Below are 11,152 nucleotides of genomic sequence, written 5' to 3'. Positions count from 1 at the left end.
CAATGTCCAAGCGAATCCAAGCCAAGGACGTCAACGTCTACTACGGCGACTTCCTCGCCGTCGAGGGCGTCGACATCCAGATCGAGCCGCGTACGGTGACCGCCTTCATCGGCCCGTCGGGCTGCGGCAAGACCACCTTCCTGCGCAGCATCAACCGGATGCACGAGGTGATCCCGGGCGCCCATGTCTCCGGCCAGATGCTCCTCGACGACGACGACATCTACGGCCCCGGGGTGGACCCGGTGAACGTTCGCGGCCTGGTCGGCATGGTCTTCCAGCGGCCGAACCCGTTCCCGACCATGTCGATCCGGGACAATGTGCTGGCGGGCTACAAGATCAACGGCCGGCGCCTCAGTGGCTCCGCGGCGGACGAGATCGTCGAGCGCTCGCTGACAGGGGCGAACCTGTGGAACGAGGTCAAGGACCGGCTCGACCGGCCCGGCTCCGGGCTGTCCGGTGGACAGCAGCAGCGCCTCTGCATCGCCCGCACCATCGCGGTCGAGCCCGAGGTGATCCTGATGGACGAGCCCTGCTCCGCACTCGACCCGATCTCCACCCTCGCGATCGAGGACCTGATCGAGGAGCTCAAGGAGCAGTACACCGTCGTCATCGTCACGCACAACATGCAACAGGCGGCGCGTGTCTCGGACAAGACCGGCTTCTTCAACATCGCCGGCACCGGCAAGCCGGGCCACCTGATCGAGTACGACGACACCGAGCGGATCTTCTCCAACCCGGCGAACAAGCAGACCGAGGACTACGTCTCCGGCCGCTTCGGCTGATCCTCCGGGAGGGCTGGGCGACTCGTACACTGCGGGGGTGAGCACACAGGCGGGCTGGTACCCGGACCCCTCGGGGGCCCCGGGGATGTTGCGCTACTGGGACGGCGTCCAGTGGACCCCTGCGGTCCGCCGGGCGCCCTCCGCGCCTCCGCTCGCGCCGCCGCCGGGCTCGGACCAGCCCGACCGGCCCGACCGTCGCCGGGCGGTCGGCTGGTGGCTCGCCGCCGGTGCGGTGGTCGTCGTCCTCGCCCTCGTCGTCGTCGGCGCCGTACGTCTGGGGCGCAGCCTGGTGCCCTCAGCCAGCCCCGGCGGGCAGGCCTCCACCCAGGTGTGTCCCCCGGCGACCGGGGAGACGCCCACACCGGTCGCCGCTCCCACGGACGGGCGGGTGCACGGCGGCAAGCTGTCCTTCCCCCAGCTCAGTCAGCCCTTCGGCGACGTGCTGCCGGAGACCGAGGTGCCGTTCGCCCGCGACGTCCACCAGCAACTGGTCCTGGTCCAGTCGAACTTCGACGGCCGCGGCAGCTCCTGGGTGGCGACCGTGATGGTCGGTGACCTCTACGCCGGCGACGGCTTCTTCAGCCCCCAGGACGGCGCCCGGATCGTCGTCGACTGCGTCATCGGGAGGTTCTACGGCGACGCGCAGGTGACCCGCCATGACGTCCGCAACGCGGCCACCACGATCGACGGGCACGAGGCCTGGCTGGTGGAGTCGAAGCTGTCCTTCGACATCAACGGCCTGCGGACCAAGGGCGAGCTGCTGCTGGTCGCGATCGTCCGCACCGGGCCGTCCAGCTCGGGCATCTTCTACGCATCGATCCCCGACACCACCCCCGAACTGGTCGAGCCGGCGCGGCAGGCGCTGGCCGGGCTACGGGTCGACGGCTGAGGTCACGCGGGCCGGCAGTGGGCCCGCCGGTGCTCGACCTTGAGATCGAGCACCCGGACCACGCTCTCCTGCACCGAGGCGGCGAAGGCCGGGTCCGACCCGACCCGATCCGCGATCGCGGACACCATGTCATCGGCCAGGGCCGGATCGACGGTCACCGCCACGTCCCCACCGGCGGCGAGGAACCGGACAGCCCGCTCCCCCGCCGGAACCGACTGCACCTGGGCCGCCACGCCCAGGTCGTCCGACACCACGACCCCGTGCCAGCCGAGGTCACCACGGAGCATGTCGCGGATCACCACCTCCGACCAGATGGCCGGCTGGGCCGGGTCGATCCTCGAGTAGCGGGCCGAGGAGACCATCACCATGTCCGTCCCGGCACTGATCCCGGCGGCGAACGGGGCCAGCAGGGCGTCACCCCGCGTGGTCCGGTCGTCGGTCACGCCGGTGGCCACATCGGTGTTGCCCACGACCTGGCCGAGGCCCGGGAAATGCTTGACGGCCGCCCCCGTGCCGCCGGCCCGTAGACCGGTCACGGCGGCCGCGACGTGAGCACTGACAGCGGCCGGGTCCGACCCGAAGCCGCGGCCCCACTTCGCGACGGGTTGGTTCACCGCCGCGAGATCAGCGGGGACGACGTCGGCGACCGGGGCGAGGTCGACGTCGACGCCGGCCCCATGGAGGTCCTGCCCCCACCGGGTCGCCTGCGTGGTCAGGTCGTCCGGTGCCCACCGGCCCTGGTCGGCGGCCGACGGCATCGGCGCGAAGCCGGGACCTGACAGCCGCCGCACCTGACCCCCTCCTGGTCGACGGTGATCAGCAGCCCCTTCCCGGTCCGGCCGGCATCGGCCCGGATGGCGTCGGTCACGGTCCGGACGGCCTCCACCCCCGCCGTGCTGTTGTTCATCAGGAGGACCCCACCGAGGTGCTGGGACGCGACGAGCTGGGCGGTGCCGCTCGCGGTGGCGCCCTTGAGGTCGTGCCCCACCATGACCAACTGGCCCGCCAGCTCCGCAGGCGACATCTTCTCGACGACCAGCCGGCAGCTGTCGGCGGGGACGACGCCGGGCACGCCGGGCACGACGGGCGTGCCGGAGCCCGTCGGCAGGACCGGCGCCGGGGCCTGAGCGGTCGCCCCGGCCATCCCTGGTGACAAGGGCGGTGCGACGGGGCCGGCGGAGCCTGCCCCGGGGCCGGCGCAGGCCGTCAGGCCGAGAGCGACGAGCAGTCCGACCGGGACCACCGCACGGCGCCGTCCGAGCCTCCTCATGCCGCCTCCGGCCAGGGGAGGGCGAGCAGGGCGTTCTCGACGACCTCGGTGAGGGCGGGGTGGATCCAGTACTGGCTGCGGGCGAGCGTACGCAGATCGAGGCCGAGGGCCGCCGCCTGCACCAGCGGCTGGAGCAGCACCGATGCCTGCGGACCGATGATGTGGGCCCCCAGCAGCTGCCCGGTGGCGGGGTCGGCCAGCAGTTTGCAGAAGTGCCCGTCGTCCTCCATCGCCCACCCGTACGCCACGTCCCGGTAGTCCTGCGTGGCGGTGATGTAGCGGAGCCCACGGCCGCGGGCCTCCTGCTCGGTGAGCCCGGTCGCGGCGATCTGCGGTGACCCGAAGACGGCATGCGGCACGAAGCGGTGGTCGGTGGCGACGAGGTCATCGGGGTGGAGGAGGTTGTGCTGCACCGTACGTGCCTCGGCGTTCGCCACATGCTTGAGCAGATACGGGGAGGAGACGTCTCCCAGCGCCCAGATCCCCTCGACCGGCGTGCGCTGGTGCTCGTCGACCGGGATCCGGCCGTCAGGGGTGAGGGTCAGGCCGGTCGCCTCGACCCCGAGCCTGTCACCGTTGGGGATGCGCCCGATGGCGACGAGGACGAGGTCCGTGTCGTACGCCCGCGGACCGCTCGGGCCGGTGGCGCGCACCCGGATCCGGCCGCCGTCCAAGGGTTCGAAGGCGTCCAGGTGCTGCTGGAGGTGCACGTGGCAGCGCTGGGAGGCGACCTGGGTCGCGCGCAGGGCGACGTCCTCGTCCTCCTTGCGCAGCAGCATCCCGGCCCGGTTGAGGATGGTCACGTCGACGCCGAACGACGCGAAGACGTGGGCGAACTCCAGGCCGATGTAGCCGCCGCCCACGATGACCATCTCCCGGGGAAGCTCCTCCAGCCGCATCACGGTGTCGCTGGTGTGCAGCACCACACGGTCGGCGCCGGGGACGTCGACCGAGCGGGGCCGGGATCCCGCGGCGATGACCACCTGGTCGGCGGTGAGGTCCTCGGCGGCCCCCTCGGCGCCCACGACGCGCAGGGCGCGCGGTCCGACGAAGTGGGCCCGCCCGCGGAGCAGCTCGACGTTCGCCATGCCGGAGGCGCGCCACCGCCGACCGGCCTCGGCGATGGGGTCGATCCGCCCGAAGATGCGGTCCCGGATGGCCCGCCAGTGCACCCCGTCGAGCCGCAGGTCGACGCCGAGCGCCCTGGCGTGGTCGACCTCGGCGGCGAGGTCGGCCGGGTAGACGTACATCTTGGTCGGGATGCATCCGAGGTTGAGGCAGGTCCCGCCGAAGGCCTGCTGCGGGCCGACCCCGGCATCGACGATGGCGACCCGGCGATCGGCGAACCTCTCGTCGACGATGCTGTTGCCGGAGCCGCTACCGATGACACACAGATCGACATGACGCATGGGTGCCACTCTAGTGAGTGCCGTCACGGCGGGCCGCCGGCGACCGGCAGCCGCCTACAGTGGGGACATGCTCTGGGCGGAGAACCTCCTGTTGGTGCTGACGGACCGGCGCACCGGCCGCCTCGTCGTCCCCTGGAACATGGCGGACCTGGCGTTGGCGGGATCGGTGCTCGGACAGTTGTGGCGCAGCGGCCGGATCGACGTGGACGCACCGGACCGTCCCCGCCGCCCGGGCAGGATCCGTGTCCTGGACGACCGGCCGACCGGCGACGACGTGCTCGACCGGGTGCTGGCGGCGCTCGACGGGGCCGACCGACGCCCGGTCGCCGCGATCCACCGGATCAAGACGGGGATCCGTCCGGCGCTCTACCAGCGGCTGGAGGATCGCGGCGTCGTCTCCCACCGGGTCGGCCGGGTGCTGGTCTTCCTACCGATCGACGAGTGGCCAGCGCGGACGCCGGACGCCACGGAGCCGTTCGAGGAGAGGCTCGGGCACTGGTGGACGTCCGCACCCTATCGGGAAGCGACCGACGACATGGAGTGTGCCTCGGCGACGGCCCTGCTCAGCGCCATCGGCGCCATCACCCCGGTCGCCCGGCGGATGGGTCTGGCGGGGCGGGTGCGGATGATCCAGCGGCTCGCCGCGCAGGTGCGGGAGTCCTCCTGGGTGGCGACGACGGTCAACCGGATCCGGACGGCCCAGCAGGCCACGACCGCCTGACCGGGCCGCAGACCGCAGGTCCGCCCGTCAGATGCCGGCGTAGGAGTGCAGACCGGAGAAGATCAGGTTCACGCCGATGAAGTTGAACCAGAAGGCCACCAGCACGATGACCGACAGGATCGCGGCCTTCGACCCCTTCCAACCGGCCGTCAGCCGGGCGTGCAGATAGGCGGCGACGATCACCCAGGTCACCAGGGAGAAGGTCTCCTTGGGGTCCCAGCCCCAGAACCGGCCCCAGGCGTACTGGGCCCAGACCGCTCCGGCGGCCACCGCGAACGTCCACAACGGGAACCCGATGGCGGTGGTCCGGTAGGCCCACAGGTCGAGCGTCTTCAGGCCCGGCAGCTGCGCGAGCCAGCCGCGGGTCGTGCCCTTCTCGTCGGCCCGCTTGCGCAGGAGGTAGAGCACGGACAGCAGACTGCCGAGGTTGAACAGGGCGCCCGCGATGGAGGCGGCGACGATGTGCACGACGAACCACATCGAGTGCAGCGCCGGCACCAGGTCGGCGACGGCCACGTAGAAGACCTCGACGGCGAGCCCGATGCCGATGGTGGCCAGCAGCGTCACCGGCAGGCCGAGCCAGCGCATCCGGAACCGCTGGGCGAGGACCAGGTAGGCGAGCACGATGAAGGCGATCGTGGTGAGGGTGAACTCGTACATGTTGCCCCACGGGAAGCGCTGCGCCGCGATGCCGCGGAAGACGGCGCCGAGGGCGTTGCTGAGCCAGGCCACCGCGGTCAGTGCCATCGCGAGACGGCCCCACCGATCACTCTTCTCCGGCGCCGGCGCCGGGGCGGCCTCGACGGAGGTCTTGACACTGCGGGAGGTCCGTACGCTGGGGGGCTCCCCGCGGCCGAGGCCGCCGCCCCGACCAGGACGGCCTCGCGCTCGGGCGTGCTCGCTTCCTGGGCGGTGTCGTCGGGCACCCGGCGGGCCATCGCCCACTCGACGCCGAAGACGCCCATGGCCACCAGGTAGAGCAACCAGGCGGTCATCATGGCCAGGTTCGAATAGGCCGCGAAGTCCATCTACTTCATCCCTTCGGACGTCGTCGTCGCTGAATCATCCTCCACCGGATCATCCATCACCGCCAGTACCGCCGCCACTTCGTCATCGAGTCCGGTCCGCGCGTCGGCACGGTCCAGGCCGCCCACCTCCACCAGGGTGCGGCCGTCCTCGCCCTCGACGGCGCGGGCCCAGAGTCGGCGGGGCCGGATGAACAGCGACAGCATCAGGCCGATGATCGCGGCGGCGATGGAGCCGACGGTGAGCGGCAGCCCGGGGGTCGAGGAGACCTGGAGCTTCGCCCAGCGCTGCCAGCCGACGAAGGTGAGCCGACCGCGGCCGTCGGGCAGGTCGAGGTACTCACCCTCCTTGAGACGGACGGCCACCGGCTTGCCGTCGGCGCTCTTGATCTGGGTCATCCCGTTGGTGTCGAGCGAGTAGACGCTCTGCGGGGTGCCCGTCTCCTTCTTGGGTGCCCCGGCCCAGGCGTTGAGGAACAGCTCGGGCACCAGCGCGTCGGGGAACAACGAGTGCGGTCCCTTGGCGTCCACCGTCGCCGTCGGCAGGAAGAAGCCCTGGAAGCCGAGGCTCTCCGGTCGCGCGTCCGGGACCTTGATCGCCCCGGTCGAGGTGAAGTTGCCGTCCTGCGGAAGGAAGACGACCGGGCCGTTGAAGGCGACGTTGCCGTTGCCGTCGGTCACGGTGACGATCGGGGCATAGCCGTGGGCGATCAGGTGGACGTTCGTCCCCCCGACGGTGAGCGGGTGGTTGACCTCCAGCACCTCGCGGTGCGGCGTCGCTCCCGGGCTGTCGGTCACCGTCACGTCGGCGGTGAACTGCCGGGCGGCCCCGGTCTGCACCGGGCCGGTCTCGAACCGTACGGTGAAGGCGTCCAGGGTGAGCGCGAACGGCGAGAGGTTGCCGGCGCGGAACAGGCCACCACCGGTGAAGTCGTCGTACTGGGTGATGTTGTTGGAGAAGCCCTTGCCGGTCACGACGATCGAGGTGCCCTTGTACCCGAAGAGGGTGCTCCAGGCGATCCCGACCAGCAGCACCAGCATGCTCAGGTGGAAGAGCAGGTTGCCGAACTCACGCAGGTAGCCACGTTCGGCGGCGACGGACCCGTCGCGGCGGACGACCCGGAACCGGCGCTTGCGCAGCAGGGCGGCGGCCGCGTCGAGCACCTCGTCGGCGCCGCGGCTGGTGCTGGAGGTGGCGGATTCCGGCAGCCGGTCCAGCCGGGCCGGTGTCGCCGGGGGTTCGGCCCGCAGCGCCCGCAGGTAAACCCGGATCCGCGGCAGGATGCAGCCGATCAGCGAGATGAAGAGCAGCAGGTAGATGGCGGAGAACCAGGCCGACGTGTAGACGTTGAACAGGCCGAGGTTGTCGTAGACCTTGTAGAGGTCCGGATTGGCGTCGCGGAACTCGAGCACCTTGGCCGGCTGGATGCCGCGCTGGGGCACGACGGCGCCCGGGATCGCCGCGAGCGCCAGCAGGAACAGCAGCACCAGGGCCGTCCGCATCGACGTCAGCTGCGTCCAGATCCAGCGGCCGGTCTCCTTCAGGGTGAGGGCCGCAGCCCGCTCCTGCCGAGGCTTCTTCTCCGGGCGCCGATGCTGGGGCGCGGGATCCGGGGTCGGGTCAGGGTCGGTGTGCACATCGATCGTCACAGCAGCTCTCTCCTCGCTCACAGCACCGTCCCGAACCCCGCGGCCCAGATCCTCATCGCCGCCATCACCTGCTCCCACAGCCCGGTCACCAGCAGCACCCCGACGACGACCATCGAGACGCCGCCGATCCGCAGCACCGCCAGCTGGTGGCGGCGGACGAAGGCGACGACCCGCTGCATCCGGGTGAAGGCCAACGCCGCGGCGACGAACGGGATGCCCAGGCCCAGCACGTACACGAACGCCAGCAGACCCCCACGCACCGCGCTGCCCTCGTTCATCGCCAGGGTCAGCACCATCGACAGGGTCGGTCCGATGCAGGGCGTCCAGCCCAGCCCGAACACGAAACCGAGCACCGGCGCGGCCGCCAGGCCGGCCTTCGGCAGCCGATGGATCCGCAGGTCGGCATTGCCGAGCGGGATCACCCCGGCGAACATCAACCCGAGCAGGATCGCCAGCACCCCGATGACGCGGGAGATGACGGTCTGGTGGGTCAGCAGGGTACGGCCCAACGTCCCGGCCGCGACCCCCGCCGCGACGAACACCACGGCGAAGCCCAGCACGAACAGGGAGCTGCCCAGCAGCATCCGGCCCCGATGGGCGCGTCCGTCCTTGAGCACGTCGGCGGCCCCCAGCCCGGTGGCGTACGACAGGTAGCCGGGCAGCAGCGGGACGCAGCACGGGGAGAAGAACGACACCAACCCGGCCAGGGCCGCCACCGGCACGGCCAGCAGCATCGAGCCGCCGACCGCCTGCGTCGCCCAGCCGGCGAGATCGAGCGGGATCACTTCCCGGCCGCCACGTCCTCGACGACCCCGACCAGGGTCGCCTCGGTGGTCCGGCCGATGATCCGCGCCGCGACCTTCCCGTCCCGGTCGATGACCAGGGTGGAGGGGATGCCGGACGGCGGCAACTGGTCGGAGAATTCGAGCAGCAGCGTCCCCGACGGGTCGTAGATGCTCGGGTAGCCGATCCCGAAGCTGCGGACGAACGCCTGCGCGGGGATCGGGTCCAGGTCGCGGGTGTTGAGACCGATGAAGTCGGCCGTGTCCTTCGTCTTCTCGGCGGCGCTCACCAGTTCGGGTGCCTCCGCGCGACACGGCGCGCACCACGAACCCCAGACGTTGAGGACGAGAACCTTGCCGGGCGACGCCTTGGTCGCCAGGGTCGTCTTCTGGTCGGTCAGCGACGGACCGCTGACCACCGGTGCGGCGGGCCGCTTGCCGGCCGCGAGGATCGTCACCCCGCCATCCCCGCTGACGAAGCCGCCCTGGGTCGAGGCGACGTTGTCCGAGGTCCGCGAGCCGCAGGCGGCCAGCGTGCCGGCGAGCCCGACGCAGAGGAGCAGTGCCGCGGCGGATCGGGCAGCACGCGCGGTGGGACGATGGTCAGGCACCGGCGACGAACCCCTTCCGCTTCGTGGCGGGCAGCAGGTCCCGGCACGGTTCGTCGTACCCGGCGAAGCGGATCCCCTCGTCGGAGACCTCGAACGTGGTGACCGAGGCGAGCGTGCACTGGCGGCGCATCGGGTTGTGCACGAGCGAGTGCCCCTCGGCGCTGCGGCGGGCCATCCAGATCGGCAATTGGTGGGACACGATCACCGCCTCGTGGCCGTCGGCCGCCTCGGCGGCCGCGCGGATCGCCGACGACATCCGGGAGACCTGCTCGACGTACGGCTCGCCCCAGGAGGGCCGGAACGGGTTGACCAGGTAGTGCCACAGTCGCGGATCGCGCAGGTCGGAGTCGACCCCGTTGAGGACGTGGCCCTGGAGATGGTTCCAGGCCTCGATCACGCCCTCGTCGGTGACGACCGGGAGGTGGCCGTGAGCCGCGGCGATCGGCGCCATCGTCTCCTGGGCGCGTTCCAGCGGGGAGACCCGCAGGTGGGTCAGGTCGCGCCCGGTGAAGTACTCCCCCAGCCGGTCGGCCATCCGGCGGCCGAGATCGGAGAGGTGGTAGTCCGGGAGCCGTCCGTACAGGACGTGCTGGGGGTTCTCCACCTGGCCGTGGCGGCACAGGTGCACAAGGGCGTGGGTCATCGGGACTCCTGGTCGGTTCGGCGCGTCAGGCGGCGGTCAGGGCGAGCCGGGCGGCGGCCGCGGCCTTCGGCAGGGCCTCGAGGATGCGGTCCATCGCGGCGTCGTCGTGCGCCGCCGAGAGGAACCACGCCTCGAAGCACGACGGCCCGAGGTAGACCCCGTTGTCGAGCAGCCCGTGGAAGAACGCGGCGAAGACGTCCTGGCGCTGGGTGGCGGCGACCGACCAGTCCGGCACCGCGGTGACGCCCTGCGGGGTGAAGAACACCGAGAAGAGGTTGCCGGAGTGCTGGATGACGTGCGGCACCTGGAACGCGTCGAGGGCCTTGCCGACCTCGGCGCGCAGCAGCGCGGCGTTGCGGTCGATCTGCGCGTACACCTCGTCGGTGGCCAGCCGCAGGGTGGTCAGGCCGGCCGCGGTGGCCACCGGGTTCCCGGACAGCGTGCCGGCCTGGTAGACCGGGCCGACCGGCGAGAGCTGCTGCATGAGGTCCGCCCGGCCGCCGAAGGCCGCGGCGGGGAAGCCACCGCCCATCACCTTGCCGAAGGTCATCAGGTCGCCGTGCTGGCCGTCCAGACCCCACTGGCCTGAGCGGGAGACCCGGAAGCCCGTCATCACCTCATCGGTGATCAGCAGTGCGCCGTGGGCGTGCGCGGTCCGGGCGAGGAAGGCGGTGAAGTTCTCCCCGTCGGCCTCCATCGGCGGGACCACGCCCATGTTGCCGGCGGCGGCCTCGGCGATCACACAGGCGATCTCGTCACCGTGCTCGGCGAAGGCCCGCTCCACAGAGGCGCGGTCGTTGTAGGCGCAGACGATGGTGTCGGCCGTGGTGGCCTCGGTGACTCCGGGCGAGGACGGATGGCCCAGGGTGGCGGCGCCCGAGCCGGCGGCGACGAGGAGGGAGTCGACGTGGCCGTGGTAGCAGCCCTCGAACTTGATCACCTTGTCCCGGCCGGTGGCGCCGCGGGCGAGCCGCAGGGCGGACATCGTCGCCTCGGTGCCGGAGTTGACCAGCCGGACCTGCTCGACCGGCGTACGGGCGATGATCTCCTCAGCCAGCTCGACCTCGGCGCCGGTGGGGGCCCCGAAGGACGTCCCCTGGCGGGCCGCCCGGGCGACGGCGTCGAGAACCTCGGGATGGGCATGGCCGAGCAGCATCGGTCCCCAGGAACCGACCAGGTCGACGTACTCGTTGCCGTCGACGTCGGTGACGTACGCCCCCGCCGCGGAGCGGATGAACACCGGCGTCCCACCGACGGCGCGGAAGGCGCGGACCGGGGAACTCACCCCACCCGGGATCACCTTCGCGGCGCGCTCGAAGAGCGCGGCGGACTGCTCGGTGGGCAAGGACGGCATCGATCCTCCTGCAGGG

13 protein-coding genes are annotated in these 11,152 nt (G+C 71.6%); 3 read left to right on the top strand and 10 right to left on the bottom strand.

All coding sequences use genetic code 11. From position 1 onward, the window contains the following. Positions 1–2 precede the first annotated feature (2 nt). Both pstB and Rai3103_RS10075 read left to right on the top strand, forming a co-directional pair. Positions 3–782, top strand: coding sequence for a phosphate ABC transporter ATP-binding protein PstB (gene pstB / locus Rai3103_RS10080; protein ID WP_153572495.1), 780 nt, complete (start codon positions 3–5; stop codon positions 780–782). Between the two features lie 37 nt (positions 783–819). Then, positions 820–1,671 (top strand): DUF2510 domain-containing protein, encoded by an 852-nt coding sequence (locus Rai3103_RS10075; RefSeq protein WP_194793089.1) that lies wholly within the window; start codon positions 820–822, stop codon positions 1,669–1,671. Positions 1,672–1,673: 2 nt separating this feature from the next. On the opposite strand, the gene Rai3103_RS10070 is transcribed toward Rai3103_RS10075, so the two are convergent. Genes Rai3103_RS10070 through Rai3103_RS10060 form a run of 3 tightly spaced genes read right to left on the bottom strand, consistent with a single transcriptional unit; the run spans position 1,674 to position 4,350 of the window. Beyond that, positions 1,674–2,429: a glycoside hydrolase family 3 N-terminal domain-containing protein gene (locus Rai3103_RS10070; protein ID WP_153572493.1), complete on the bottom strand. Its 756-nt coding sequence runs from the start codon at positions 2,427–2,429 to the stop codon at positions 1,674–1,676. Next, on the bottom strand, positions 2,384–2,941 hold the full coding sequence (locus tag Rai3103_RS10065; protein ID WP_153572492.1) for a hypothetical protein: 558 nt from the start codon (positions 2,939–2,941) through the stop codon (positions 2,384–2,386). The genes Rai3103_RS10070 and Rai3103_RS10065 overlap by 46 nt, the downstream gene beginning before the upstream one ends. Further along, positions 2,938–4,350, bottom strand: a complete 1,413-nt coding sequence (locus tag Rai3103_RS10060; protein WP_153572491.1) for a mycothione reductase — start codon at positions 4,348–4,350, stop codon at positions 2,938–2,940. The genes Rai3103_RS10065 and Rai3103_RS10060 overlap by 4 nt, the downstream gene beginning before the upstream one ends. Before the next feature lie 67 nt (positions 4,351–4,417). Between Rai3103_RS10060 and Rai3103_RS10055 the strand changes: the two genes are divergently transcribed. Beyond that, positions 4,418–5,071: a GOLPH3/VPS74 family protein gene (locus tag Rai3103_RS10055; RefSeq protein WP_194793087.1), complete on the top strand. Its 654-nt coding sequence runs from the start codon at positions 4,418–4,420 to the stop codon at positions 5,069–5,071. Between the two features lie 27 nt (positions 5,072–5,098). On the opposite strand, the gene ccsB is transcribed toward Rai3103_RS10055, so the two are convergent. The 7 genes from ccsB to hemL are packed head-to-tail and all read right to left on the bottom strand — an operon-like array spanning position 5,099 to position 11,136. Next, on the bottom strand, positions 5,099–5,818 hold the full coding sequence (ccsB, locus tag Rai3103_RS10050; RefSeq protein WP_153572489.1) for a c-type cytochrome biogenesis protein CcsB: 720 nt from the start codon (positions 5,816–5,818) through the stop codon (positions 5,099–5,101). Further along, a complete protein-coding gene (locus Rai3103_RS10045; RefSeq protein ID WP_153572488.1) occupies positions 5,809–6,099 on the bottom strand; it encodes a hypothetical protein in 291 nt (96 codons plus the stop codon). Before Rai3103_RS10045 ends, ccsB begins: the two co-directional genes overlap by 10 nt. Further along, positions 6,100–7,746 (bottom strand): cytochrome c biogenesis protein ResB, encoded by a 1,647-nt coding sequence (gene resB / locus Rai3103_RS10040; protein ID WP_338420012.1) that lies wholly within the window; start codon positions 7,744–7,746, stop codon positions 6,100–6,102. Positions 7,747–7,763: 17 nt separating this feature from the next. Beyond that, positions 7,764–8,480: a cytochrome c biogenesis CcdA family protein gene (locus Rai3103_RS10035; RefSeq protein ID WP_153573701.1), complete on the bottom strand. Its 717-nt coding sequence runs from the start codon at positions 8,478–8,480 to the stop codon at positions 7,764–7,766. A 47-nt stretch (positions 8,481–8,527) separates the two neighbouring features. Continuing rightward, on the bottom strand, positions 8,528–9,139 hold the full coding sequence (locus Rai3103_RS10030; protein WP_228488836.1) for a TlpA family protein disulfide reductase: 612 nt from the start codon (positions 9,137–9,139) through the stop codon (positions 8,528–8,530). Beyond that, on the bottom strand, positions 9,132–9,782 hold the full coding sequence (locus Rai3103_RS10025; protein WP_153572487.1) for a histidine phosphatase family protein: 651 nt from the start codon (positions 9,780–9,782) through the stop codon (positions 9,132–9,134). The genes Rai3103_RS10030 and Rai3103_RS10025 overlap by 8 nt, the downstream gene beginning before the upstream one ends. A gap of 25 nt (positions 9,783–9,807) precedes the next feature. Further along, on the bottom strand, positions 9,808–11,136 hold the full coding sequence (gene hemL / locus Rai3103_RS10020) for a glutamate-1-semialdehyde 2,1-aminomutase (RefSeq protein WP_153572486.1): 1,329 nt from the start codon (positions 11,134–11,136) through the stop codon (positions 9,808–9,810). Positions 11,137–11,152 lie beyond the last annotated feature (16 nt).

The organism is Raineyella fluvialis (assembly GCF_009646095.1).
GTDB classification, from domain to species: domain Bacteria; phylum Actinomycetota; class Actinomycetes; order Propionibacteriales; family Propionibacteriaceae; genus Raineyella; species Raineyella fluvialis.
The sequence above is the reverse complement of the archived record's forward strand: the minus strand, read 5'-3'. Positions and strand labels throughout refer to the sequence as shown.